The organism is Ruegeria sp. YKSE079, assembly GCF_059612845.1.
On sequence record NZ_JBXWRJ010000030.1, the window covers coordinates 13,841 to 38,519 of the forward strand.

Annotated in this window: 30 protein-coding genes and 1 riboswitch; of the genes, 16 read left to right on the top strand and 14 right to left on the bottom strand. The window is 60.2% G+C overall.

Features of this window, described 5'->3' with window-relative positions:
• Window positions 1-5: 5 nt before the first annotated feature.
• Genes dxs through AC2FMY_RS20480 form a run of 6 tightly spaced genes read right to left on the bottom strand, consistent with a single transcriptional unit; the run spans window position 6 to window position 5,238 of the window.
• A complete protein-coding gene (gene dxs, locus AC2FMY_RS20455) occupies window positions 6-1,934 on the bottom strand; it encodes a 1-deoxy-D-xylulose-5-phosphate synthase (protein WP_496807973.1) in 1,929 nt (642 codons plus the stop codon).
• Between the two features lie 14 nt (window positions 1,935-1,948).
• Window positions 1,949-2,815, bottom strand: coding sequence for a polyprenyl synthetase family protein (locus AC2FMY_RS20460; protein WP_496807974.1), 867 nt, complete (start codon window positions 2,813-2,815; stop codon window positions 1,949-1,951).
• A complete protein-coding gene (locus tag AC2FMY_RS20465) occupies window positions 2,815-3,057 on the bottom strand; it encodes an exodeoxyribonuclease VII small subunit (protein WP_480749015.1) in 243 nt (80 codons plus the stop codon). Before AC2FMY_RS20465 ends, AC2FMY_RS20460 begins: the two co-directional genes overlap by 1 nt.
• Window positions 3,054-3,980 (bottom strand): histone deacetylase family protein, encoded by a 927-nt coding sequence (locus AC2FMY_RS20470; protein ID WP_496807975.1) that lies wholly within the window; start codon window positions 3,978-3,980, stop codon window positions 3,054-3,056. The genes AC2FMY_RS20465 and AC2FMY_RS20470 overlap by 4 nt, the downstream gene beginning before the upstream one ends.
• A 47-nt stretch (window positions 3,981-4,027) precedes the next feature.
• Window positions 4,028-4,729 (bottom strand): response regulator, encoded by a 702-nt coding sequence (locus tag AC2FMY_RS20475; RefSeq protein ID WP_480749013.1) that lies wholly within the window; start codon window positions 4,727-4,729, stop codon window positions 4,028-4,030.
• Complete coding sequence (locus tag AC2FMY_RS20480) at window positions 4,726-5,238, bottom strand: MarR family winged helix-turn-helix transcriptional regulator (protein WP_496747113.1); 513 nt, start codon at window positions 5,236-5,238, stop codon at window positions 4,726-4,728. The genes AC2FMY_RS20475 and AC2FMY_RS20480 overlap by 4 nt, the downstream gene beginning before the upstream one ends.
• A gap of 156 nt (window positions 5,239-5,394) precedes the next feature.
• On the opposite strand from AC2FMY_RS20480, the gene AC2FMY_RS20485 reads away from it, so the two are divergent.
• On the top strand, window positions 5,395-6,261 hold the full coding sequence (locus AC2FMY_RS20485) for a branched-chain amino acid aminotransferase (protein ID WP_480749011.1): 867 nt from the start codon (window positions 5,395-5,397) through the stop codon (window positions 6,259-6,261).
• Window positions 6,262-6,321: 60 nt separating this feature from the next.
• Here AC2FMY_RS20485 and AC2FMY_RS20490 read toward each other — a convergent pair whose 3' ends face one another.
• Window positions 6,322-7,467, bottom strand: coding sequence for a M24 family metallopeptidase (locus AC2FMY_RS20490; protein ID WP_496747111.1), 1,146 nt, complete (start codon window positions 7,465-7,467; stop codon window positions 6,322-6,324).
• A 208-nt stretch (window positions 7,468-7,675) separates the two neighbouring features.
• Between AC2FMY_RS20490 and AC2FMY_RS20495 the strand changes: the two genes are divergently transcribed.
• Complete coding sequence (locus tag AC2FMY_RS20495; RefSeq protein WP_480749075.1) at window positions 7,676-8,626, top strand: AraC family transcriptional regulator; 951 nt, start codon at window positions 7,676-7,678, stop codon at window positions 8,624-8,626.
• 109 nt (window positions 8,627-8,735) lie between these two features.
• Entirely contained in the window at window positions 8,736-9,101 is a 366-nt protein-coding gene (locus tag AC2FMY_RS20500) for an SPW repeat domain-containing protein (RefSeq protein ID WP_480749009.1), read from the top strand.
• A gap of 61 nt (window positions 9,102-9,162) precedes the next feature.
• Here AC2FMY_RS20500 and AC2FMY_RS20505 read toward each other — a convergent pair whose 3' ends face one another.
• The 6 genes from AC2FMY_RS20505 to AC2FMY_RS20530 all read right to left on the bottom strand — a co-directional run bounded on the left by AC2FMY_RS20505 (window position 9,163) and on the right by AC2FMY_RS20530 (window position 13,463).
• Complete coding sequence (locus AC2FMY_RS20505; protein ID WP_496747108.1) at window positions 9,163-9,468, bottom strand: hypothetical protein; 306 nt, start codon at window positions 9,466-9,468, stop codon at window positions 9,163-9,165.
• Window positions 9,469-9,501: 33 nt separating this feature from the next.
• Window positions 9,502-10,101, bottom strand: coding sequence for a cob(I)yrinic acid a,c-diamide adenosyltransferase (cobO, locus tag AC2FMY_RS20510; RefSeq protein WP_496747106.1), 600 nt, complete (start codon window positions 10,099-10,101; stop codon window positions 9,502-9,504).
• A 58-nt stretch (window positions 10,102-10,159) separates the two neighbouring features.
• The gene (locus AC2FMY_RS20515) at window positions 10,160-11,095 is read right to left on the bottom strand and encodes a DMT family transporter (RefSeq protein WP_496747104.1); all 936 of its coding nucleotides are present in this window, start codon (window positions 11,093-11,095) and stop codon (window positions 10,160-10,162) included.
• Between the two features lie 54 nt (window positions 11,096-11,149).
• On the bottom strand, window positions 11,150-11,812 hold the full coding sequence (locus tag AC2FMY_RS20520) for an HD domain-containing protein (protein ID WP_496747102.1): 663 nt from the start codon (window positions 11,810-11,812) through the stop codon (window positions 11,150-11,152).
• Window positions 11,796-12,896, bottom strand: coding sequence for a chorismate synthase (gene aroC / locus AC2FMY_RS20525; protein ID WP_496747100.1), 1,101 nt, complete (start codon window positions 12,894-12,896; stop codon window positions 11,796-11,798). The genes AC2FMY_RS20520 and aroC overlap by 17 nt, the downstream gene beginning before the upstream one ends.
• Window positions 12,897-13,022: 126 nt before the next feature.
• Complete coding sequence (locus AC2FMY_RS20530) at window positions 13,023-13,463, bottom strand: 6,7-dimethyl-8-ribityllumazine synthase (RefSeq protein ID WP_496747096.1); 441 nt, start codon at window positions 13,461-13,463, stop codon at window positions 13,023-13,025.
• A 76-nt stretch (window positions 13,464-13,539) separates the two neighbouring features.
• A riboswitch (FMN riboswitch) is annotated at window positions 13,540-13,687 on the bottom strand.
• 54 nt (window positions 13,688-13,741) lie between these two features.
• Between AC2FMY_RS20530 and AC2FMY_RS20535 the strand changes: the two genes are divergently transcribed.
• Window positions 13,742-14,353 (top strand): FMN-binding negative transcriptional regulator, encoded by a 612-nt coding sequence (locus AC2FMY_RS20535; protein ID WP_496747091.1) that lies wholly within the window; start codon window positions 13,742-13,744, stop codon window positions 14,351-14,353.
• A 19-nt stretch (window positions 14,354-14,372) separates the two neighbouring features.
• On the opposite strand, the gene AC2FMY_RS20540 is transcribed toward AC2FMY_RS20535, so the two are convergent.
• Entirely contained in the window at window positions 14,373-14,819 is a 447-nt protein-coding gene (locus tag AC2FMY_RS20540; RefSeq protein WP_480749001.1) for a c-type cytochrome, read from the bottom strand.
• 507 nt (window positions 14,820-15,326) lie between these two features.
• Between AC2FMY_RS20540 and petA the strand changes: the two genes are divergently transcribed.
• From petA to AC2FMY_RS20600, 12 genes are all read left to right on the top strand, one after another.
• Window positions 15,327-15,887, top strand: coding sequence for a ubiquinol-cytochrome c reductase iron-sulfur subunit (gene petA, locus AC2FMY_RS20545; RefSeq protein WP_480749000.1), 561 nt, complete (start codon window positions 15,327-15,329; stop codon window positions 15,885-15,887).
• Window positions 15,888-15,899: 12 nt separating this feature from the next.
• Window positions 15,900-17,231, top strand: a complete 1,332-nt coding sequence (petB, locus tag AC2FMY_RS20550) for a cytochrome b (RefSeq protein WP_496748574.1) — start codon at window positions 15,900-15,902, stop codon at window positions 17,229-17,231.
• A gap of 18 nt (window positions 17,232-17,249) precedes the next feature.
• Entirely contained in the window at window positions 17,250-18,041 is a 792-nt protein-coding gene (locus AC2FMY_RS20555) for a cytochrome c1 (protein WP_480748998.1), read from the top strand.
• A gap of 201 nt (window positions 18,042-18,242) precedes the next feature.
• Window positions 18,243-18,494 (top strand): PepSY domain-containing protein, encoded by a 252-nt coding sequence (locus AC2FMY_RS20560; protein ID WP_480748997.1) that lies wholly within the window; start codon window positions 18,243-18,245, stop codon window positions 18,492-18,494.
• A gap of 6 nt (window positions 18,495-18,500) precedes the next feature.
• Window positions 18,501-19,076: a cytochrome b/b6 domain-containing protein gene (locus AC2FMY_RS20565; RefSeq protein ID WP_496807976.1), complete on the top strand. Its 576-nt coding sequence runs from the start codon at window positions 18,501-18,503 to the stop codon at window positions 19,074-19,076.
• Window positions 19,073-19,594: a helix-turn-helix transcriptional regulator gene (locus AC2FMY_RS20570; RefSeq protein WP_496807977.1), complete on the top strand. Its 522-nt coding sequence runs from the start codon at window positions 19,073-19,075 to the stop codon at window positions 19,592-19,594. Before AC2FMY_RS20565 ends, AC2FMY_RS20570 begins: the two co-directional genes overlap by 4 nt.
• Window positions 19,595-19,699: 105 nt before the next feature.
• A complete protein-coding gene (locus AC2FMY_RS20575) occupies window positions 19,700-20,359 on the top strand; it encodes a TetR/AcrR family transcriptional regulator (RefSeq protein WP_496807978.1) in 660 nt (219 codons plus the stop codon).
• A complete protein-coding gene (locus AC2FMY_RS20580) occupies window positions 20,356-21,660 on the top strand; it encodes a phenylacetate--CoA ligase family protein (RefSeq protein ID WP_496807979.1) in 1,305 nt (434 codons plus the stop codon). Before AC2FMY_RS20575 ends, AC2FMY_RS20580 begins: the two co-directional genes overlap by 4 nt.
• Window positions 21,657-22,418 carry an enoyl-CoA hydratase/isomerase family protein gene (locus AC2FMY_RS20585; protein ID WP_496807980.1) on the top strand — a complete coding sequence of 254 codons (762 nt, stop codon included), beginning with the start codon at window positions 21,657-21,659 and terminating at the stop codon, window positions 22,416-22,418. Before AC2FMY_RS20580 ends, AC2FMY_RS20585 begins: the two co-directional genes overlap by 4 nt.
• 113 nt (window positions 22,419-22,531) lie before the next feature.
• On the top strand, window positions 22,532-23,206 hold the full coding sequence (locus AC2FMY_RS20590) for a phosphatidylserine decarboxylase (RefSeq protein ID WP_480748991.1): 675 nt from the start codon (window positions 22,532-22,534) through the stop codon (window positions 23,204-23,206).
• Window positions 23,207-23,218: 12 nt separating this feature from the next.
• Complete coding sequence (gene pssA / locus AC2FMY_RS20595; protein WP_480748990.1) at window positions 23,219-23,974, top strand: CDP-diacylglycerol--serine O-phosphatidyltransferase; 756 nt, start codon at window positions 23,219-23,221, stop codon at window positions 23,972-23,974.
• A gap of 1 nt (window position 23,975) precedes the next feature.
• A complete protein-coding gene (locus tag AC2FMY_RS20600; protein WP_496748603.1) occupies window positions 23,976-24,617 on the top strand; it encodes a class I SAM-dependent methyltransferase in 642 nt (213 codons plus the stop codon).
• The last annotated feature ends 62 nt before the right edge of the window (window positions 24,618-24,679 follow it).

Here is a 24,679-nt window from a genome sequence, read left to right on the forward strand (position 1 = left end):
AGGCCCTAGGCGCGTTTCCCGGTGATCTGGGCGACGCCGAGAACGTCAAGAACCCTGGCCTCGATATGTTCGGCGTTCATGCCCGCGACGGTGTACATGTCGGCGGGGCTGGCCTGATCGATGAATGTGTCGGGCAGGACCATCGAGCGGAACTTCAGACCGGTGTCAAAGATGCGCTCTTCGGCCAGAAGCTGCGCCACGTGGCTGCCGAAGCCGCCGATGGCGCCTTCTTCGATGGTGATCAGCGCCTCGTGCGAGGTGGCGAGGTCCAGGATCAGGCTCTGATCAAGGGGTTTGGCGAAACGGGCGTCGGCGATCGTCGGAGTGATGCCGCGCGCCGACAGAGCCTCGGCGGCTTTTTGGACCTCGGCCAGACGGGTGCCGAAGGACAGGAGCGCCACACGCGCACCTTGCTGGATCAGACGGCCCTTGCCGATTTCCAGCACCTCGCCACGCTCGGGCAGGTCCACACCCACACCTTCGCCGCGCGGATAGCGGAAGGCGATGGGGCCGTCGTCATGGGCGGCGGCGGTGGCGACCATGTGCACCAGCTCTGCCTCGTCCGCGGCGGCCATGACCACCATGCCGGGCAGGTTGGCGAGATAGGCGATATCGAACGACCCCGCGTGAGTGGCGCCGTCGGCCCCTACCAGACCGGCCCGGTCGATGGCGAAGCGCACCGGCAGGCGCTGAATCGCGACGTCATGCACAACCTGATCGTAGCCGCGTTGCAGGAAGGTGGAATACATCGCGCAGAAGGGCTTCATGCCGCCGGCGGCCAGCGCTGCGGAGAAGGTGACGCCGTGCTGCTCGGCGATGCCCACGTCGAAACAGCGCGAGGGATAGCGTTCGGCAAAAAGGTTCAGCCCGGTGCCGTCCGGCATTGCGGCAGTGACGGCGACGATCTTGTCGTCGCGCGCGGCCTCGGCCACCAGGGTCTTGCCAAAGATCGAAGTGTAGGAGGGCGCGTTCGAAGGCGCCTTTTTCTGTTCACCTGTGACGACGTCGAACTTCGCCGTTGCGTGGCCGCGATCCCGGGCGGCTTCGGCCGGGGCATAGCCCTTGCCCTTTTTGGTCAGCACGTGGATCAGGATCGGGCCGGTCGCGCGCGCCTTGACGGTGCGCAGGACCGGCAGCAACTGGTGCATATCATGGCCGTCGATGGGGCCGAGATAGGAAAAGCCCAGTTCCTCGAACAGGGTGCCGCCGACGGCCATGCCCTTGAGCATTTCCTTGGCACGCTTGGCGCCTTCGCGGAAGGGTTCTGGCAAAAGCGAAACCGCGCCCTTGGCGGCGGCCTTGAGTTCCTGGAACGGTTCTTCGGCGTAGAGGCGCGAGAGATAGTTGGAAAACGCACCGACCGGCGGTGCGATGCTCATCTCGTTGTCGTTGAGGATGACAATCAGGCGCTTGTTCAGGTGGCCTGCGTTGTTCATCGCCTCGAATGCCATGCCGGCGGACATCGAACCGTCGCCGATAATGGCAATGGCATCGCCCAAGCCTTCGGGGATTGCGCCGCCCAGATCGCGGGCGACGGCGAACCCCAGAGCGGCGCTGATCGAGGTCGAACTATGCGCTGCGCCAAACGGGTCATAGGGGCTTTCGCTGCGCTTGGTGAAGCCGCTGAGCCCGTCTTTCTGGCGCAGGGTGCGGATGCGGTCGCGCCGTTCGGTCAGGATCTTGTGCGGATAGCACTGATGGCTGACGTCCCAGATGATCTTGTCACGCGGTGCGTCGAACACCGCATGCAGCGCCACGGTCAGTTCCACCACGCCAAGGCCCGCGCCCAGATGGCCGCCGGTCACCGAAACGGCCGAGACGGTTTCCGCCCGCAATTCGCCCGCAAGCTGGGTCAGTTGCGCGTCCGAGAACTGCTTGAGATCCGCAGGGCGGTTCACAAGGTCCAACAGCGGGGTTTTCGGGCGATCTGACATGGCGTCCTTTGCGGTTAGCTGTCCCGGGCAATAACGAAACGGGCGGCCTCCTTCAAGGTATTGGCCCGCGTGCCGTAAATTTCCAACGCGGTGCAGGCGGCCTCTACCAGTTCCAGCGCGCGCGATCGCGCCCCATCGAGCCCAAGAAGCGAGACGAAAGTGGCCTTGCCTGCATCCGCATCCTTCTGCAGGCGCTTTCCGGCCTTTTTGGCGTCACCCTCGACATCCAAGATGTCATCGGCGATCTGAAAAGCAAGACCAAGCGCCTGCGCGTATTGGAGCAATGGGGCCGTGCCCTGCCCGGCCAGCCGCGCCCCGGCGCAGGCGGACCATTCGATCAACGCACCGGTTTTGCCGGCCTGCAAGCGGGTGATCTGATCCAATGTCAGGGGCCGGTCGGCGGATTCGGCGGCGATGTCCAGCGCCTGCCCCAGCACCATGCCCTGCGCGCCGCTGGCCCGTGCCAGCGTCAGCGCCAGTTCGGCGCGGGTGTCCGCGGGGCCAGTTTCGGACCGGGTACACAGCTCAAAGGCCAGCGTCTGCAGGGCGTCGCCGGCCAGCACGGCGGTACCCTGATTCCATTTCACATGCACCGTCGGCTTGCCGCGCCGCAGATCGTCGTTGTCCATACAGGGCAGGTCGTCATGAACCAGCGAATAGGCATGCAGCGCCTCGATAGCCGTTGCGGGCCAGATCGCGCGGTCGGGTCCGACATCATGCAGGCGAGCGCTTTCCAGCACGAGAAACCCGCGCAGCCGTTTGCCGCCCTGCGTGGCATAGGCCATGGCCTGGGTCACATCGATCGGGTCGAGCGCGCCCAGAACCAGATCGAAGTGGTCCTGAATCAGCGCGGCGTCCTGCGCCAGCCTTTCCTGAAACATCAAAGGCCTTCGACGGGTGTTGTCCCTGTGGGCTGGCCGCTGGCGTCCAGCGTGATGGCGGCGACCTTCTCCTCGGCGCGCTTGAGCTCGTCCTCGCAGCGCTTTTTCAACGCCGCACCGCGTTCATAGAGCGCGATCGACTGATCCAGCGCCACATCGCCGCGTTCAAGCTGGCCGACGACGGCCTCCAGCTCTTTCATCGCCTGTTCGAACGTCATCTGGTCAACGGGTGTATCGGTCATGTCGCGGCCTTCATCAGTTCTTCCACATGCGCCCGGGTTGCGGCGCTTAGCGCGTTCAGATCATACCCGCCTTCGAGAGTCGAGACGATACGGCCCTGACACACGTCTTTGGCAATCTTGCACAACTCGGCGGTGATCCACGCGAAATCGGCGGTGGACCAGTTGAGATTGGCAAGCGGGTCGTCCTGATGCGCGTCGAATCCGGCCGAGATAATGATCAGTTCGGGCTTGAACGCGTGCAGACGTGGAAAGGCCTGCCCCTGATATGCCGCGCGCATCTCGGCGCCGCCGGTTCCGGGGGCCAATGGCATGTTGAGGATCTGCCCATGCGCGCCATCCTCGTCGGGGCGGCCGGAGCCGGGCCAGAGCGGCATCTGCTGGCTGGTGATCACCAATGCGCGCGGCTCGTCCCACAGAAGGTCCTGTGTGCCGTTGCCGTGGTGGACGTCGAAATCCACCACCGCGACGCGGGACAACCCGTGGTGATCCAGGGCGTGTTTGGCCGCCAGCGCCGCATTGCCGAACAGGCAGAACCCCATCGCGGTCTCGGTTTCCGCATGGTGTCCCGGCGGGCGGATGGCGCAAAAGGCGTTGGGGGTTTCGCCGCCCAGAACCATGTCGACCGCGCGCACCACAGCACCCGCCGCGCGATAGGCGGCATCGACCGAGCCGGGCGACATGAACGTATCGGCGTCGATCTGGGCAAAGCCGTCGGCAGGCCGGGTGGCGCGGATCGCGCGGACATGGCTTTCGGGATGGACGCGCAGCAGATCGTCGTCCGCGGCCAATGGCGCTGTCACACGGTTGAGATCCAGCGGTTCGAGTGCGTGCAGGATGTGTTCCAGCCGCGCGACCCGTTCGGGATGACCTGCAGGTGTGACATGCCCAAGGCAGTCAGCATGGGTGATCAGGGTGGTTTTCATCATGATCCCTTGTTCGAGCGGCCCGGAACAGAGCCTGGTTCAGCTGATCAATCCGGGGCGAGCATGTACCCGGCTCCGCGCACCGTTTGCAGGTATCGCGGTTGTTTCGGATCGGATTCGATCTTGCGGCGCAGCCGGGTGATCTGGACGTCGACGGCCCGTTCCTGTGCCTGGCCCTTGTCGCGACCCAGATCCTCGACCAGCTTGGCGCGGCTGATCGCTTCGCCGGGTTGGGCCGAGAAAATCCGCATCAGCTGGCTTTCGGTGGCGGTCAGACGCACCGGGTCTTCGCCCTGCCACATCTCGCCGCGTTCGATGTCGTAACGGATCGGCCCAAGATGCAGGATTTTCGGCGCGGCGTCCTGTGCCGAGGTTTCGGGCATGCGCCGCAGGATCGCATTGATGCGCAGCAGCAATTCCTTGGGTTCGAACGGCTTGGCAAGATAGTCGTCGGCCCCCGCTTCGAGCCCGGCAATGCGGTGTTCGGTTTCGCCGCGCGCGGTCAGCAACAGGATCGGCGTCGTATGGGTTTCGCGCAGGGCGCGCGTCAGGCTGACGCCATCCTCGCCGGGCATCATCACGTCCATGACGATCAGGTCGAAGTCCAGCCCGGTCAGCACCCGGCGGGCATGCGCGGCATCGCGGGCCGACGTAACCAGAAAGCCGTGCCTCATCAGGAATTTCTTCAGCAAGTCGCGAATGCGTTCGTCATCGTCGATGATCAGAAGATGGGCATCCATGTTGCTCATGAGGTCGTATCCCGCAGTTTGGTATAGGCACCACGCATATCAGTATCCATCATCGCTTCAAGTACCTTGCGAAACCCGGCCACGGCTTCGGGGCCGGCATCCTTGTAGGCTGCGCGCATCCTGGCGCGCTGGGCGTCGGAGAGTTTCGCCTCGAGCGCACGTCCCGCATCGGTGAGGAAAAGGTGGCGCTCGCGCTTGTCCACCGTCCCCACGCGGCTTTCGACCAGACCATCGGCAATAAGCGTGCGCAGCACCCGGTTGAGGGACTGTTTGGTGACGCCCAGGATGGCCAGCAGGTTGTTCACGGTCGTTCCCGGCGCGCGGTTGATGAAGTGGACCGCCCGGTGATGGGCGCGGCCATAAGCCATTTCGGCAAGAATGCGGTCCGGATCGGCGGTAAAGCCGCGATAGGCAAAAAACATTGCCTCGATCCCCTGCCGCAACTGCTCGTCGGTCAGAAACAGCAGGCTTTCGCCACCAAAGGCCGATGCGGCGCGGGTTTCGGACATGATATGCCTCGTTTGTTGCTTGGACCGACTTTAAGTCAGTCTTGTTGACATTCCAAGGGTGAACAGGTATCGAATCGCAGCTTTTGCGCAACAAAGTGTCCGGTTCGGACCTAATTGACGCAATAAATGGAAAACTGCCGTTCTGGAGGTCTTGGCATGGCGAGTTATGATGATCGTGATGGTGTCATCTGGATGGATGGTGAAATGGTGCCGTGGCGCGATGCCAGGGTACATATCCTGACCCACGCCATGCACTATGCCTCGTCCGTGTTCGAGGGCGAGCGCGCCTATAACGGCAAGATATTCAAAAGCCGGGCGCATTCCGAACGGCTGGTCGCCAGCGCCGAGGCTCTGGATATGCCGATGCCTTATACCGTCGATCAGATCGAGGCCGCCAAGGCAGAGACACTGAAGGCCTCGGGCCTGCAGGACGCCTATGTGCGGGCGCTGGTCTGGCGCGGTTCGGGCGAGGATATGGGCGTGGCTTCGGCCCGCAACCCGGTGCGCATGGCCATCGCGGTCTGGGGTTGGGGCGCATACTATGGCGACGCCAAGATGAAGGGCGCCAAGCTGGACATCGCGGAATGGAAACGCCCGAGCCCGGAAACCATTCCGGTTCATGCCAAGGCGGCGGGCCTTTACATGATCTGCACCATCTCAAAGCACAAGGCCGAGGCCAAGGGCTGTTCCGATGCGCTGTTCATGGACTATCGCGGCTATGTCGCCGAGGCGACCGGCGCCAACGTGTTCTTTGTCAAGGATGGCGAAGTGCACACACCGCTGCCGGATTGCTTCCTCAACGGGATCACCCGCCAAACCGTGGTGCAGATGCTCAAGGACAAGGGCCTCACCGTGCACGAGCGTCACATCATGCCCGAGGAAATGGCGGATTTCGAACAGTGCTGGCTGACCGGCACCGCCGCCGAGGTCACGCCGGTGGGGCAGATCGGGGAATATACCTTTGAGGTCGGTGACCTGACCCGCGATATCGCGGAATCCTACGAGAAGCTGGTGCGTTCGTAGTTGATCGAGACTGCGGCCCCCGCGTAAATGCGGGGCCCGTGCCCGGCGTTTGATGCGATTTCACAAGATCACATCAGCCAGCGCCTTTGAGTGGAATGTGACGGGTTCGTAGCCGTCCTCGGTGATGATAAAGCTGTCGCCGACCTGCGCGCGGAAGGTGTCAACGGACACTGACCCGTCAACCGCAAATACCATGCCCGGTTGCAAAACGGTTTTGTCCCCGGTCACCAGCTGCGGTTTTTCGAGAAAACTGAACCCCGTTGCCCGCCCGCAGCGGAAAGGATAGTCGAATCCGGCCCCCTGAATGACCTCGGCATAGGCGCGGTGCACCTCCTCGGCCAATATTCCCGGCCTCAATTCATTCAAGGCGGCCTGTTGGCTGGCGACGGCAATCTCGTAGATTCCGGCCTGTGACGCGTCTGCAATTTCGCCGATCCAGAAGGTCCGGTCAAAGCCCAGCTTGAAGCGGTGGAAATTCGTCATGCCGCAGAAACACAGGAATACGGGCTCTCCCCGTTTCATGATCCGGGTCGATGCCCGTTGGTGCGTTCTGGTGATCGTGTCGCCAGAGGCCATGATCTGGAGAAAATGTGTGTTGGGCGACATTGGCGTATCAGCATAGTGGTCGGACAGGATCTGTGCTGCCTTGCGGGTTCCCGCGCGCCCGGTTGCCAGCGCGACCTCGTATTCGGGAACACCGTCGCCGATTGCGTCGCGGCCGGCCTCCATCATCGCCATGGCGACCTGACCGGCATGGCGCGCAAGTTGCAACTCGGACGCTGATTTGATCATCCGCATGTCATCGAGGATGGGCGAGACGTCTCGTAACCGGGATGATTCCACAAGCGTATCGACATAGCGCCTGACCATCGGCGGCATCCGGTCCGGCTCGATCGCCACCGACCCGGCGGCTTTCAGGATGGCGGGCAGTTCCTGTCGCCATTCCTCCCCCGCGCCGTCGTTCCAGGCTGCAATCCTGTCAACCTGCGCAACCTTTATGGCCATGACTTCGTCGATCGTGGGAGTGATCAGCAGGCTGTCGCCGTCTTTTGGAATCACCAGGATCGTCGGTCGCCCGAATTCCATGTGCAGGTAGTCATAGTATCCGGTCAGGTAATAGACATTGTCTTCGTCCGTGACCAAGGCGGTGTCGATCCCCTGCCGGATCAGGCGGTCGCGGAATTCGGTCATTCTGTCGTGACTCATTCGATGATCCCCTGCCGGTGGCTGAATGACTGTTGTATGAAGTCGGTAGAGTGTAATGGGCAGGAATCGCAGCTGGCAATGGGTTGCGGGGCCGGGCGTGCATAACTGCGGTTTGCTGGTCGTGACGCAACATAAACCCATCGTTCAAAATACATTGCAGTTCGTTCAGGCATATGGACGAAGGGCAAAATACGACTACGTTCGCATCATGTTAGACCTTCTCAGCGATATCCTGACCCGCCTGTCCCTGCGTGGAACCCTGTATTTCCGCACGTCGTTCACACCGCCGTTCGGGATCAAGGTGCCGAGTTACCAGAACGTGGCCCGGTTTCATTTTGTGCAGCGGGGCGAGTTGAAGGTGTATGTCCCATCAACCGCCGAGACGCTGCGGCTGAGGCAGGGGGACCTGATCCTGATCCCGCATGGGGCGGCGCATGCGCTGCTGTGCAACGAAGTCAAGCCGATCGACGCCCTGCCGCTGGATCAGGTTCTGGAGCAAGCCGGGTACAAGGGCGACGGCGTTCTGATTTATGGCGGCGCGGACGAAGAGCGCGATACGCAGTTGATCTGCGGCCATTTCTCGTTTTCCGCTGCGCCGGGGGGGAAGGGATCAGGTCACATGCTGATCGACCGGCTGCCACCCTATATCCTGATCGAAAATTATGGCGAGGAGGCCGGCGCCTGGATCGAGGCGACATTGCGCATGATCGGGTCGGAAGTGAATGGAGCCCGGATCGGTGGCGACCTGATCGCGCTAAAGCTTTCGGAAGTGCTGTTTGCCCAGGCCATCCGGGCGCATCTGGAACATCAAAGCCCAAACTATTCCGCACTGGCCGGGTTTGCCGATCAGCGAATATCGCGGGCGCTGACGGCGTTTCACCGCGCCCCCGCGCGCGATTGGAGCGTCGAGACGCTTGCACGTGAGGCCGGGATGTCGCGAACAGCCTTTGCCCAGCTTTTTGCGCTGAAGATGGGAACGACCCCGATGCAGTACCTGACGGAATGGCGCATGCAGATCGCCTGTCACGGGTTGGTCGAGAACCGCTGGAACGTCGCGGATGCGGCCGCCGAGGCGGGCTATAGCTCCGAGGCGGCGTTTTCGCGCGTGTTCAAGAAACAAATCGGCGTATCACCGGCGGCCTATAAGGCGATGCATTGATACGCTCTGACTTTGTACGAATGGCAAGATCATCTGTACGCTCAAGGCTCAATCGTTCGAGAAAGATCCCTTATCTTTGCTTCACATCGATCAGAGAAAGGAAAATCTCATGTCCATTCGTTTCGTTACCCGCAATATTCATGCCTATCTCGACTATCCGGTTGCTTTCGCGCTGATGGGGCTGCCGTTCCTGCTGGGACTGGGGCAGTCCAACCCGATAGCGCTGTGGCTGTCGGTTGTCACCGGCATGGCGGCCTTTGTGCTGACGGTCCTGACCGACCACCATCTGGGGATTTGGCGGGTTCTGCCGTACAAGTTCCATCTGGCGGTGGACCTGCTGGTCGGCATCACCTTTTTGTTCGCGCCCAGCCTGTTCGGTTTCTCCGGCCTCGACGCTTCCTTTTATTGGCTGAACGGGATCGCGGTCGTAGCGGTGATTTCGCTGAGCGCGCCAGAAGAGAGCGTTGCGGCCTGACGGCGCGACCCATGCAGAAGAAAAAGCCGTGGCAACCAAGGCCACGGCTTTTTCGCGGGTGCTATCGGCCCCGGAAAAACAGGACCCAAACGGCGCACCCCATCACGACCAGCCCGGCAAATGCAACGAGGGATATGGCGGCCAGAAACAGGCGCGGGCGTTTGTCCCGCTCGATCACGTCGAACTGAAACCTGATCCTGCCGTTGGCCAGCGCATCGGCGACCATCGCCAGGGCAAAGGTGCCAAGCGATGCCGTGCTCAACCCGCCCCAGAGGTTTTTCGACGCCTCTGAGCTGCTGGCGCCCAGCAGCAGGCCGAAGAGGACAAACGACACACCTGACAGGATCATCAGACGGTTTGCGGTCATTTGCGCCTCCTCCATTGAATGGTTGCGGCTGGCTTAGAAATCGATACCCCTTTGTGCCTTGATCCCGGCATCGAACGGGTGCTTTTCCACGGTCATTTCAGTAACCAGATCGGCATAGTCCCTGAGCGCCTGCGGTGCGTCGCGGCCCGTCAGGAACACGCTGGTTTTCCCGGACCGCGCCTCAAGTCCTTCGATGACTGCATCCACCGTCAGGTATTCATAGCGTAGCGCAATGTTGATCTCGTCCAGCACCACCAGATCGTATCCGCCGCTTTCCATCAGTTCGCGGGCCTTGCCAAAGGCCGCCGTCGCCGCGGCGATGTCGCGTTCGCGGTCCTGGGTATCCCAGGTGAAGCCTTCGCCCATTGTGTGCCAGGTGACCAGCCCGTGTTCCTCGAAGAACCGGCGCTCGCCTGTTTTCCATTTGCCCTTGATGAACTGGACGACGGCCACTTTTTTGCCCCAGCCCAGCGCGCGGATGACGACACCGAAAGCGGCCGAGGATTTGCCTTTGCCCTTGCCGGTGTTGATCAGCACCAACCCGCGATCGGGGTCGACCGCTTCGGACACTTTCTTGCGGTGCTGGGCTTGCACCTGTTGCATCTTTTCCTTGTGGTCCTGTGCGTCGCTCATCGGAGAATCCTTGTTCATTGTCGGGGTCAACCTAGGGAAAGTGAGCGAAAGGTAAAGGTCAGGCTTTGGGATCGGTGACCGCACGCACTTTGCCGCGCTCCAGCCCAAGTTGGTGCTCGCGCCAGATCACCAGCACGTTTCCGGCAATGACCAATGCCGCGCCCGACAGCATGACCAGCGTTGGCAACTCGTCGAACCAGACGTAGCCGACGAAGATGGCGAACAGCATGCTGGTATAGTCATAAGGGGCCAGCATCGAGGCCTGACCGAAACGAAAGGATGACGTAACCAGGATCTGCGCCACACCGCCCACCAGCCCGGTCAGGATCAGAAGCGCGGCCTGATCCAAGGTCGGCATTGTCCATCCGAAAAAGGCGGTCAGCGCAGACAGAACCGACGCGGTGGCCGAGAAATAAAACACGATGGCTGCGGGGTGATCGACCTGCACAAGCTGGCGAAGGTGGATCTGTACGAACCCGCGGGCGATGGTCGCGCCCAGAACACAAAGCGCGCCGATGGTGGCAGAGGCCTGCAGGTCACTGCCGCCAAGGCGGGGCCAGAGCATGATGAGAACACCCAAGAGACCAATTGCAACCGCGCCGATGCGGATCATCCGGATAGTTTCGCCCAGCATCAGGGCGGCCAGTATCAGGGTGAAGATGGGCGTGGCATAGCCGATGGCGGTCACCTCGGGCAGCGGCAACAGGCTGAGTCCGGTGAAAGTCAGGCCCATGGCGGTGGTGCCCAGAACGCCGCGCCAGAAATGCCCCATCGGTCTTTTCGCGACAAATCCCTGTTTCAGCTCCCCGCGCACGATCAGCCATACGACGATCACCGGAATGGCGAAAAGCGAACGAAAGAACACCATCTCGCCCGGCGGAAAAGTGTCTGACAGCGCCTTGACCAGTGCCGACATCAACGTGAACAGAAACAGGGCACTCAGCTTGAGCGTCACGGCAAGTACAGGTCGATGCGATGTTAAGGGGGTCGCCATGCGCGCGACCCTGCGCCTTTGCCGGGCAAAGATCAATAATGGAAAATCCCGGTCCTATTCGGCGGTCCAGTCCGCGGGCAGGGCGCGGCCGATTTCCTCGGCGAACGACTCGAGAAACCGCAACATGCGTTGGACACGTTGGCGCGCGATCTGTTCGCCGCCTTTGGTCAGCATGTCCGCTGGCAGGCTCAGCAATTTGATCTTCCAGTGATCGACCGAATACCGCAGGTCGTCCAGGGGGCGATTTTCGGCAAAGGGATCGGCGGGATCATAAAGGGCGCGACCCAGTGAACCGGCGACGGAAAAGTTGCGCGCGATGCCAATGGCGCCCAGTGCATCCAGCCGGTCGGCGTCACGCAGGATGCGGGCTTCGGCCGACTGCGGTGCGATTCCGGCGGAGAAACTGTGCGCGGCGATGGCGTGTTTCGTGGCCTCGATTTCAGGCGTGGAAAAGCCCAGACCGGCGAGGATAGGCGCGGCGGCCTCGGCCGAGCGGCGAGAGGCAAGGTGCCGATCGGGATTGTTCTTGGGCAGATTGACCAGATCATGCAGATAGCAGGCCGCCAGCAGGATACGCTGGTCGGTCTGCCCATCGGCAATGGCGCTGGCATTGACCCAGACCCGGTCGAGGTGCGCCAGATCGTGCGCCGGGTCGGAAGCCATCAGATCGCGGGCGATGTCGCGCAGCCGGGTGCGCAGCTCAGCCAATGTGGCCACGATTTTCACCGATCTGGCCGCGATGCAGCAAAAGGTGGTCGAGGATCACGCACGCCATCATCGCTTCGCCGACCGGCACTGCGCGGATGCCGACGCAGGGGTCGTGGCGGCCCTTGGTGATGATCTCGGTCTCTTCGCCGGATTTTGTGATGGTCTTGCGGGTGGTCAGGATCGAGCTGGTCGGCTTGACCGCGAAACGCACGACAATGTCCTGTCCGGTCGAGATGCCGCCCAGGATGCCGCCTGCGTGGTTTGAACTGTATTGCGGGCCATCCTGACCCATGAAGATCTCGTCGGCATTGGCTTCACCGGTCAGTTCAGCAGCGGCCATGCCTTCGCCGATCTCGACGCCTTTGACAGCGTTGATCGACATCATCGCGGCCGCAAGATCAGTGTCTAACTTGGCATAAATCGGCGCCCCAAGCCCTGCCGGGACACCGCGTGCCACAACCTCGACCACGGCCCCGACAGAATTGCCGGATTTGCGCAGGTCATCCAGATAGGCGGCCCAGTCCCCGGCCGCCGTCGCGTCGGGTGTCCAGAACGGGTTCTGTTCGATCTGGGCCCAGTCGAATTTGGAGCGATCAATCCTGTGCGGACCGATCTGGGTCATGTAGCCGGTGATCTGCACATTCGGCGCGATCTGCCTGATGGCCTCGCGCGCCAGTCCACCTGCGGCCACGCGCGACGCAGTTTCCCGGGCTGAACTGCGCCCGCCGCCACGATAGTCGCGGATGCCGTATTTCTGCCAATAGGTGATATCGGCGTGGCCCGGGCGGAACTTGTCCATGATGTCGCCGTAGTCTTTCGAGCGCTGATCGGTGTTTTCGATCATCAGTTGCACCGGTGTGCCGGTGGTCTGGCCTTCGAACACGCCCGAAAGGATCTTGACCTGATCCGGCTCGCGTCGCTGCGTGGTGAATTTGTTCTGTCCCGGTTTGCGCTTGTCCAGCCAGTGCTGGATCATCGCTTCGTCTATTGTGACCCCCGGCGGGCAACCGTCGACAGTGGCGCCCAAGGCGGGCCCATGGCTTTCACCCCAGGTGGTGACGCGGAAAAGATGGCCAAAGCTGTTCATTGACATGGGGCGTGCTCCTTTGCGGATCGTGATTAGCGGGCAAGGCCCCCGGCCTCAAGCGGATTTGGCCGTTGACGGGTTTAACGCCGCCCTGCGGGCGGCGCATTTTGAGTATTTTCGAAAGGATGAAGATCAGGCAGCCTGCGCGACTTTCGCACGGGTTTCCGAGATCATCAGCGCGGCCTGAGCCGCTTCGCGCCCTTTTTGTACGAAATGGTCGCGGTAGATCGAATTGTGATGATCGGTTTCCTGATATTGGTGCGGGGTCAGCGAGACCGACAGGACGGGAACCCCTGTATCAAGCCCGGCGCGCATCAGGCCATCGACCACGGCTTGTGCGACGAAGTCGTGGCGATAGATGCCGCCATCAACGACAAAGGCAGCGCAGGCGACGGCGGCATAACGCCCGGTCTGGGCCAGATCACGGGCCAGCAGGGGCATCTCGAACGCGCCGGGAACATCGAAGACATCGACTTGTTCTGCGGGGACGAGTTCAAGAAACCCGTCGAGCGCGCGGTCAACAATGTCGGAATGCCAGTTGGCTTTGACGAAGGCATAGCGGGTGTGTGTCATCGTAATCTCCATAGGTTAGACACGTCACCCAAGGCGATCACGAACGGACGAGCACACGCGGGGGCGTGGCCTGGCCGTGCGTTCTCTTTCATCCGGACTGTAACCGTCGGCTCTGGCATTTCACCAGATCTGCTGACACCCCGAAAGCCGGGGCCGCTCGCGGGCTTACGGGCCATGGCCCGCATACCGCCGGTGGGGAATTCCACCCCGCCCTGAGAACGAGGCGGACCTTGCCAAGAACCGGCTGCCGCTGCAAGAGATTTGACAGGAGGATTTTTATGCATCCAAATCCAGCTTTCCGCGCCGAGGACCGCGCGCGTCATGTTGAATTCGCCCGCGACCGGGCGTTCGGCGTTCTGGCACTCTCTGCGGGCGAGGCCCCGTTATTAAGTCATGTCCCGTTTCTGCTGTCCGAAGACGGTTCACTGGCTGACCTGCATCTTGTGCGCTCGAACCCCATAGTGCGGGTTCTGCGCGAGACGCAGCACGCGAAAATCGCGGTGCAGGGGCCGGATGCTTATATCTCGCCCGATTGGTACGGTGTCGAAGATCAGGTTCCGACGTGGAACTACGTTGCCGTGCACCTGACCGGAAAGCTTGAACTGCGCCCGCAGGACGAGCTACGTGGCTTGCTTGACCGCCAATCTGCATTCTATGAGAAGCGGCTGCTGCCCAAAGCCCCATGGGGCACAGGGAAAATGTCCAGTGAAGCGCTGAACAGGATGATGCGCATGATCGTACCGTGCCGCATGCGCGTTGAAGATATTCAGGGCACCTGGAAGCTTGGTCAGAACAAACCCGAAGGTGCGCGAAATGCGGCCGCTGATCAGGTTTCCAGTGGCTTTGGCAGTGAAACCGCCCGGCTGGCCGCCTTGATGCACAAGGCTTAGCCAGCATCAGGCGCCGGGTTTACTGGGGGCTGAAGGTCGCCAGATAGGCAGTGATGTCTTCGGCCCCGGATTTGAGCTTGACGCTCATGTTCGGGCGGGCAGTTTCATCGTTCAGGAATTCCTGAATGAAACCAATGGGGTCGGCGGCATAGGCGGTGATGTTCTCTTCGGTCCAGACGAGGCCTTCTTGGCCGGCGCGGATCATGTCGTCGGTGAACATGCCGATGGGCAAGCGCTCGCTGCCATTGAGGTAGTCGTATTCGGTTCCGGCGACCCGACCGATGACCCCGTACAGGTTCGGGCCGGTGATCCCGCCTTTGACCAGCACCTTGCCGTCCTTGATGATTGCGTGGCAGGAGGAACAGCGGCTGTAAAGTTGTTCGCCTTTTGCCGGATCTCCGGCGGCATGGGCCGTCGCCGTAGAGGCGGTTGCAAGAATAAGGGCCGCAAAAATCGTTTTAATCACGCCCAACCTCCATCCTGAATATGCGTCCACCGGGACATAGCGTGGTTCTCGCAATAGGTGCAATAGCAGGAATGTGGCCATTTTGAGGAATAAAATTTCTATATAAAATAGATGTTTAATTGGAACATGCACAACCAAAGGGGTAGTTGATGGATTTCACCAGACTGAGCCGGACAGACCGTGAGCGAAGCTTCCCTGCGATGAAGTTGCATCAGGGCTGGAAGCCACCGGCTGTATGGTGAGCATAACGCGACAAAAGCGAATCGCCTGGGGCACGGATTTTCGGTATTCCGCCAAATACGGGCGCGTTTTCATGATTTTGCCGCCCCGATCTTGAAATTTGTGTCCGCATTGCGACATGAAAGGGCTGATGCGGGGTCCTGCGCGCCTATGACCGCTGGACGAACCGTTTTCTCCCGGATAGATACGCGCGATGAGACGCCGCTTTGTTGCGGTGCTGATGCATGTTTGCCCGTCCGCCGGGCGTTGGAATTCGGAGAAAACCTCGTGTCCCACGCAGAAGATCACGAAGGCACCCGCAGAGATTTCCTCTACTACGCCACGGCTGGCGCAGGTGCTGTAACCGCAGGGGCTGCCGTCTGGCCGCTCGTCAATCAGATGAACCCGTCGGCCGACGTTCAGGCGCTGTCCTCGATCCGCGTGGATATCAGTGGCGTCGAAGAAGGCACCCAGATCACCGTGAAGTGGCTGGGCAAACCGGTCTTCATCCGCCGCCGGACACCCGAGGAAATCGAAGAGGCGCGTTCGGTCGACCTGGCAGAACTGCCGGACAACAACGATCGCAACGCCAACAAGCCCGGCCTTGACGCGGCGGACGAAAACCGTTCGTTGGACGAGAGTGGCGAATGGCTGGTGATGATGGGCGTGTGTACGCACCTTGGTTGTGTGCCGCTGGGTGATGGCGCAGGCGACTATCATGGTTGGTTCTGCCCTTGTCACGGTTCGCACTACGACACGTCTGGCCGCATCCGCAAAGGGCCCGCGCCCGAGAACCTGCCGGTTCCGGTGGCCGAGTTCGTCGAACCTACCGTTATCAAGCTGGGATAAGGAAACGCGCTCATGTCCGGAATTCCGCACGACCATTACGAACCGAAGACAGGCGCGGAAAAGTGGCTGCACAGCCGCCTGCCCATCGTCGGTCTGCTTTACGACACCATCATGATCCCCACCCCGAAGAACCTGAACTGGTGGTGGATCTGGGGAATTGTTCTGGCTTTCTGCCTGGCACTGCAGATCATCACTGGCATCGTGCTGGTGATGCATTACACCCCGCAGGTCGATCTGGCCTTTGCCAGCATCGAGCACATCATGCGCAACGTGAACGGCGGCCATATGCTGCGGTATCTGCACATGAACGGGGCGTCGCTGTTCTTTGTCGCCGTTTATATCCACATCTTCCGCGGTCTTTTCTATGGCTCGTACAAGGCCCCGCGCGAGATCACGTGGATCATCGGCATGCTGATCTATCTGTGCATGATGGGCACTGCATTCATGGGTTACGTTCTTCCCTGGGGACAGATGTCGTTCTGGGGCGCAACCGTGATCACCGGCCTGTTCGGCGCGATCCCGTTCATCGGCGAAAGCATCCAGACCTGGCTGTTGGGCGGACCCGCCGTGGACAACGCCACGCTGAACCGCTTCTTCTCGCTGCACTACCTGCTGCCGTTCGTCATTGCGGCGCTGGTCGTGGTGCATATCTGGGCCTTCCACACCACCGGCAACAACAACCCCACGGGCGTTGATGTTCGCAAAGGGTCGAAAGCCGAGGCCGAGAAGGACACGCTGCCGTTCTGGCCCTATTTCGTGATCAAGGACTTCTTTGCCCTGGCGGTTGTTCTGGTTGTCTTCTGGGCCATCGTCGGCTTCATGCCGAACTATCTGGGCCACCCCGACAACTATATCGAAGCCAACCCGCTTGTGACGCCCGCGCATATCGTGCCGGAATGGTACTTCCTGCCGTTCTATGCAATCCTGCGCGCCTTTACCGGCGAGGTCTGGGTTGTTCAGTTCGCCAGCTTCATCACCGGTGGCATCATTGACGCCAAGTTCTTTGGCGTGATGGCGATGTTCGGCGCGATCCTGGCCATGGCGCTGGCGCCGTGGCTGGACACCTCGTCGGTGCGTTCGGGCAAGTACCGTCCGATGTTCAAGTGGTGGTTCTACCTGCTGATCATCGACTTCATGGCCCTGATGTGGCTGGGCGCGATGCCTGCAGAAGAACCCTATGCATCCTTCTCGCTGATCGCGTCGGCCTATTGGTTCGCCTATTTCTTCGTGATCCTGCCGATCCTGGGCGTTATCGAAAAGCCCGAGCCGCAGCCGGAAACCATCGAAGAAGACTTCAACGCGCACTATGGCAAGGCTGACGCCGACGCCACACCCGCCGAGTAAGAAGAGGGACAGAAAACCATGTTCAAGAAACTTGCAATCGGCGCCGCTGTTGCTCTGGCGTTTGTTCCTGCCGCATCATTCGCGGCAGGTGGCGGCGAACAGCATATCGAGGATTTCCAGTTCTCGTTCGAAGGCCCGTTCGGCACCTATGATCAGCACCAGCTGCAACGCGGCCTGCAGATCTATACCGAGGTCTGCTCGGCCTGCCACGGCCTGCAATATGTTCCCCTGCGCACACTGGCCGATGAGGGCGGTGTCGGGTTCACAATGGATCAGGTTCGCGCCTATGCGGCTGACAACTTCACTGTTTACGATCCGGAACTCGACGAGGACGTGCCGGCCAAGCCCGTTGACCATTTCCCGGCCAACACGGCGGCTGGCGCGCCTGATCTGAGTCTTATGGCCAAGGCGCGCGCCGGTTTCCATGGCCCCTACGGCCTGGGCATCAACCAGCTGTTCAAGGGCATGGGCGGCGCGGAATACATCGCCTCGCTGCTGCATGGCTATACCGGCCATGAAAAGGAAGAGGCCGGCACCATCCTGTACGAAAATACCGCCTTCCCCGGCGGCTGGATTTCGATGGCGCCACCGCTGTTCGACGAGCAGGTCGAGTTTGCCGATGGCCACGAGAACACCGTCGAGGCCATGGCACAGGACGTCGCCGCATTCCTGATGTGGACGGCAGAACCCAAGATGATGGCCCGCAAGCAGGCCGGATTCGTGGGTGTGATCTTCCTGACCATCCTTTCGGTGCTGTTGTACCTGACCAACAAGCGCCTTTGGGCGCCGGTTAAGGGCAAGAGACACTGATCCCTGACAAACACGTCTGAAGTCAAAACCCCCGCGCGTCGCGCGGGGGTTTTTTGTTGGGACAGGTTCGGTTTTCAAACGTCAGCGCGCGCTTAGATCCCCGTGTTTAAGCCCGAACCCAATGGTTCGATCGGGGCGAGCGGCACAGGTTGGCCTTGCTGGCGGGCAGTCCGCCACGGGATCTGAAAACGGAGAAATATCATGAGATATCTGTCGATCATTGCGGGCCTGCTTGTTGCTTCGCCGGTTCTGGCGCTTGACCTTGCTCCCGGTGCAGAGGTGGGAAAAACCGAAGCTGAAGTGCGCACAAGCCTGACCGATATGGGGTTCGATGTGCGCAAGATCGAAATGGAAGACGGAAAGATCGAAGCCTATGTCGTGAAGGGTAAGGAACTTGCCGAAGTGTATGTCGATCCGGCAAGCGGCAAGATTTCCAAGGTCGAGCAGGAGTGAAGCCGGATGGCTAGTCATGCTGAAACAGAGCGCGGGCACCTGAGTGCCCGCAGCTATCGGGTGTGGGATCCGCTGGTGCGGCTTGTTCACTGGACTGTCGTTCTTGGTGTCGTGTTGAACGGGATGATTGTCGATGATGAGGGGAAAGCGCATGAACTCATTGGATATGCGGTTCTGGCGGTTGTTCTTGTCAGGCTGCTCTGGGGCGTCACAGGTCCGGCTTCGGCCCGGTTTTCTGCTTTTGTCCCTTACCCGCGGGCCGTGTTGAACCATGCAAAGGAGACATGGGCGGGGGACCGGGTCGTGCACTTGTCCCACAATCCGCTGGGTGCTCTGATGGCCTATAATATCTGGCTGACCCTGCTGGTGATTTGCGGCACGGGCGTCATGATGGGCTCGATCCGGTTTTTTGGTGTGGAGTGGGTTGAAGAGGTGCACGAACTGGCGTTCAACTGGCTGATGTTGTCCGTGGTGATCCATGTTGGCGGAGTGGTTCTGGATCAAAGGCGGACAGGCGTAGGTTTGGTGAAAGCAATGATTACGGGACGCAAGGACATTCCCGACGGTTGGTCGGTCAAATGATCAAAAGGGTCATTCAGACCCTGAGGTCCGGCGACGCTGACGCGCGCCGGGCCGCGCTAATGGCGGCGATGATCGTGATCCAGTCGCTATGTGCGTTGTTCTTTATCGTCGATGTCATTCTGGACGTACGCGAGCCTGCCGGGGAGGGTGGAGGGCATCTTGTCCTGGAAAGCTTTGTCGCAGTCGTGCTGTGTGCAGGCATCCTGTTCTTCATGTTCGAACTGCGCGCGCTGCTTGCAAAGATGACCCGCGTTACCACCGGTCTGAAGGCGGCGCGTGGCGAGATGGCGGAAGTCATCGAAGGCTTTTTTGCGCAATGGGGCCTGACACAGGCCGAAAGGGATGTCGCCTTGCTGATCCTGAAAGGGTTGGACAACGATTCCATCGCGCGCATTCGCGGTCGGGCGGCGGGAACCGTACGGGCGCAATCGACTTCTATCTATGCCAAGGCTGGGGTGGATGGGCGAGCTCAGTTGCTGAGTCTCTTTATGGAGGAGCTTTTGTCCGACTCCGTGTAGCGCGGGCGATGGTCGCCTTCACCGCCGAAGGCCAGCGCAGACTATTCAGGCTCTTGACTCGAATCATTTATGATACTGATGTCAGTTTCATAAAATGGAGGTACAATGATCCCTGCCAATGGAATATCTGGTCCGAAAACCGACCCGTTTGAGACATGGTTATCCATCGGCCGGGAGCGCATGCGCAAGGGCGAGCGTACCCGGCTTGATCTTCTCATTTCCGGCACGACCTTCCTTGCCGACAACACACTTGATTTGCTGACCGTGTCGACCGTTTGCCAGCAAGCGGGCGTCGCGCATGGTACGTTTTATCTGTACTTCAAAGATCGAAACGACCTGGCGGGCCACCTGCTGAGCAAGTTCGTGGACTATCTGCAAGTTCAGATGCGGGCCGCAGCCAGACAAGATGGCGACCCGATCCGCAATACCACGGCAGGTTATTTCGAGCTATTCAAGGCCAATGCAGGCTTGATGAAATGCCTTGTCATGGGCATCGACGCTTTTCCCGAAGCCAGGGCAGCTTTTCAGCGACTCAACAACGAGTGGGCGAGAACCGTTGTGCGTGCGTATCTGAAAAAACACCGGGGCAGTAGACCTGCCGAAGATGAACTGATGCGGCGCGCTTACGCGCTTGGCGGAATGGTCGATCAGTATCTGACAGCACTGTTCGTAACCAAAGATCCCTGGGTGGGGTCGATCTCGAAAGACCCGGACACCGTTGTCGACACTCTTACAACGCTTTGGACGAAAGGCATGGGCGAATGAGCTTGCTGCACGACGGGCACTTGGTGCCCCTCAATGAGTTATCACTGCACAGGCAGGAATCGTGGGAACGACAAAGCGACTATGTCGCAAGAAACTCGGCTTTCTATCAACGGATTTGGAACGGCAAGCGCCCTCCTAAACGACTGGAAGATCTTGCGGAGCTGCCGTTCTCGGACAAGGCGGGGCTGAGACTGGCGCAACCGGCATCGCCCCCGTTCGGGGATTACCTTGCTGCCCCGGCGGAGAAAGTCGCCAGACTGCATCGTACATCCGGCACGACCGGCCAGGCCATGAACCTTGCCATGAGCGAAAGGGATTGCGAAACAACGGAAATCGTTGGAGGTCGCGCACAGTCCCTTGCCGGGCTGAAGCCGGGGATAACCGTTGTTCACTGCCTGAACTATCAGATGTGGATGGGAGGACTGACCGACCATCTGACGCTGGAGCGCACGGGCGCAACGGTCGTTCCTTTTGGTGTTGGATCGACCGAACTGCTGATCAACACCATATTGGAAACCGGGATCACTGCCATCTCGTGCACCCCGTCTTATCCCGCTGTTTTGGAGCGCGTGATTGCCGACAAGTTTCCGTCCTTGAAGCCTGGTGATCTTGGCCTGAAACTCGGGCTGTTTGGCGGCGAGCCCGGCATTGACGATCCGGAATTTCGCCGGCGCCTAAGCAATATCTGGGGTTTGCAGCCAAGAAACGCGAATTACGGCGTCTCTGACGTGTTTTGCAATTTCGCCTCTGAATGCTCTCATGACACCTCATTGCATTTCGTGGCGCATGATGTCCTGCATGCCGAACTGATCGACCCTGACAACGGGGAACCCAGGGAAATGCTCTCTGGCAACGAAGGAGAACTGGTTCTCACCCATCTCAGCCGTGAATGCCAACCCCTGGTGCGCTTTCGGACCGGCGATATCATCCGCATTGACAATACGGACCCGTGCCGGTGCGGCTGCACCGGCTTTCGGTTCCGGGTGATTGGCCGTTCCGACGACATGGTGGTGGTCCGGGGGCTGAACATGTTCCCGTCCATGGTCGCAGCCGTCATCACCGGATTCGACGAACTGTCGGGTGATTATCGGATCATGCTGGATGTTCCGCCGCCTTATGACGTCTTGCCCGTGCATGTCGAGTTGGCAGCCGACGGTCGGGATGACGGAACCCTAGCGCGGCGGATCGCGGAGAGGTTCAAGAAAAAGCTCGGGGCGACGATACGGGTGAGAATTCTACCCTACGCGACGTTTCCGCGAACCGAAGGAAAAACAAGGCGGGTCATAAGGAGCCATGAATGACAACTTTCACCTATGAAACCATCCGCTCGGATTTGACCGCAGATGGTGTGCGCACGATTTCCCTGAACAGACCGCATGCAATGAACGCGATGAATCGCCTTTTGATCGATGAAGTCACGCTGGCGTTCGACGATGCGAACCGCGACCCCGCGACACGGGCGATCATTTTCACCGGCGAGGGAAGGGCGTTTTGCGCGGGCGATGACCGGCACGAACATGTGCATCCGGAGACCGAGGAAGAAGCGCGCGCAGTTGTGGATGCCATACAGCGCGCGACCGTGGCAATCGTGCTTGGCGCCAAGCCGGTTGTCGGCGCCATCAACGGCTGGGCCGTCGGGGGGGGCTTTGAATGGGCGATCAATTGCGACTTTCCGATCTGGGCGGAAAGCGCGCGGGGGTTTTTTCCCGAGGTGTCGCTCAACCTGTTTGTGACCGGTGCCGTGACCTCGATTCTGCCTGCGCTTGTCGGGCCGGTAAAAGCGCGCGAGATGCTGTTTCTGGGACAGCGTTACGCGGCGGCCGAACTCAAGGAAATCGGCGTTGCGTGGAAGGTCGTGCCTGATGACGGTCTGCTGGCCGAGGCGGAAGCGGTCGCGAAACAACTGGCTGCCCTGCCTCAGCTTTCCACACGTGCAATGAAACGTGTCTTGAATCAGGCAACAGCGGGCGGAATTCACCGGGCACTGGAGCTGGAAACCGAGGCGACCGTTGCCGGGTTTCTGGACCCGGAAACCACCCGGCTGCTCAAGGATTTCTGATCGGGCGTAGTCGAAAGCCAGTGTCGAACACACCGTGTCATATCGACCTCTCTTGCGTTCGGGGCCAATCTACCTATGAAGGTCCCGACAAATGAGCTGAGGGAAAGACCGCGATGCGAATGCGTGACACGTTCATCAAGCCGATGCATCCCGAAGGCATCCGGTTTGTCGCGATCTTTGCGGCGATAACTGTCGGCCTGTTTTTCCTGTCCGACGTCCTGGGCTGGATCGGTGTCGGCCTGACGGTCTGGTGTTACTACTTTTTTCGCGATCCTGAACGCGTGCCGCCGTTGGGTGAAGGATTGGTTGTCAGCCCGGCAGACGGCGTGGTTTCGCTGATCGAAAAGGCGGTGCCGCCAAAGGAACTGGGTATGCCCGACATGCCCCTGACGCGTGTCAGCGTTTTCATGAGCGTGTTCAATTGCCATGTGAACCGAACACCCATCGACGGCGAAATCGTCGCTGTCGCCTATCGCCCCGGCAAGTTTTTCAACGCGTCGCTGGACAAGGCCAGCGCCGATAACGAACGCAACAGTCTGCGTATCCGCATGCGGAACGGTCAGGACCTGGCGGTTGTCCAGATCGCGGGCCTTGTGGCCCGTCGGATCGTATGCTTTGTAAATCCAGGTGACGCGATGCAAACCGGTGAGCGGTTTGGCCTGATCCGGTTTGGGTCCCGGCTGGATGTCTATCTGCCTGATGATGTGGATCCGCTGGTGCGCGTGGGGCAAACGATGATCGCCGGAGAAACCGTTCTTGCCGAATTGAGCGCGCCGGATGAACAATAGGCGGCTGGATCAGTGACAGAACCTTCCAAACATGATGAGACCGGGTTTGCGCTGATCCATTTGCTGCCGAACGCGCTGACCATTCTGGCCATTTGTGCAGGCTTGTCGGCAATCAGGTTCGGCGTACAGGGCAATTACGTGCTTTCGGTACAGCTGGTTATCGCGGCCTGTGTTCTGGATGGGCTGGACGGGCGCATCGCCCGCCTGGTCAACGGTGGCAGCAAGCTGGGTGCCGAGCTGGATTCGCTTGCGGATTTCCTGAACTTCGGGGTGGCGCCGCCGCTTATCCTATATTTCTGGGCTTTGCAGGATATCCGAAGTCTGGCCTGGATCGCCGTTCTGTTCTTTGCGGTGTGTTGTGTCATGCGTCTGGCGCGCTTCAATGTGACCAGCAAGTCCGAGACCTGCGACCACGACAAAGCCTATTTCGAAGGAGTGCCATCACCGGCAGGGGCGCTTTTGGTCATGCTGCCCATGTACCTCTCTTTTGCCTTTGCTGACAGGCCGGTGCTGCCCGGCTATCTGATCTGCATTTATATGGTGTTTATCGGACTGCTGCTGATCAGCCGCATTCCGACCTGGTCATTCAAGACCACCCGAATCTCCCGCGGGAACGTGAAGTATTTTCTGATCGGCATCGCTATTGCAGGATCTGCGCTGCTGACCTTTGCCTGGATCACTTTGATCGCGCTGTGTGTGGGATATGTGGTGATGGTTGCCAAAGCGTGGTTCGGAAGTGAAAAACATTCAAACCATCAGGGAATTTGAAATGGATATTCAAGCTGTGCAATCCTCTTATGCGCGCTGGGCACCGGTTTACGACAAGACATTCGGTGTCATCACCAATGCCGGACGGCGGCGCGCGACCGAGTATGTAAACGGCCGCTCCGGGTCGGTTCTGGAGGTTGGGGTGGGTACCGGCCTTTCGCTGGAACACTATGCTCCCGAGCTTCAGGTGATCGGTATAGATTTCAGCGAGGACATGCTGAAGAAAGCCCGGAAAAAAGTAAGCGCCATGCGACTGACCAATGTCGCAGAGCTGCGTCAGATGGATGCCCGGACACTCGATTTCCCCGACAACCACTTCGACACGGTTGTGGCGATGCATGTGCTTTCCGTCGTTCCGGAACCGGAAAGAGTGATGGCGGAAATCGCGCGGGTCTGTAAACCGGGCGGAAAAGTGGTTATCACCAATCATTTCCAAAGAGAGCAGGGTTTGCTTGCATCGCTTGAAAAGGCAATTGCGCCGCTTGCCAACACGATCGGCTGGCATTCCGATTTCGAGATCGAAACCGTGCTGAAAGAGGCGGCATTGACCCTCGAAGAACAAACGCCCCTGCCCCCATTTGGTATGATGACTTTTGTGGTTCTGGAAAAATCAGAGATGTCGCCGTCAGCTTTGCAGGCCTAGTCCCTTCACGCCCGCAGGCCTTGGGCGGGTGAAACGTTCTGGTTGTTGACCTATGGCTGGCG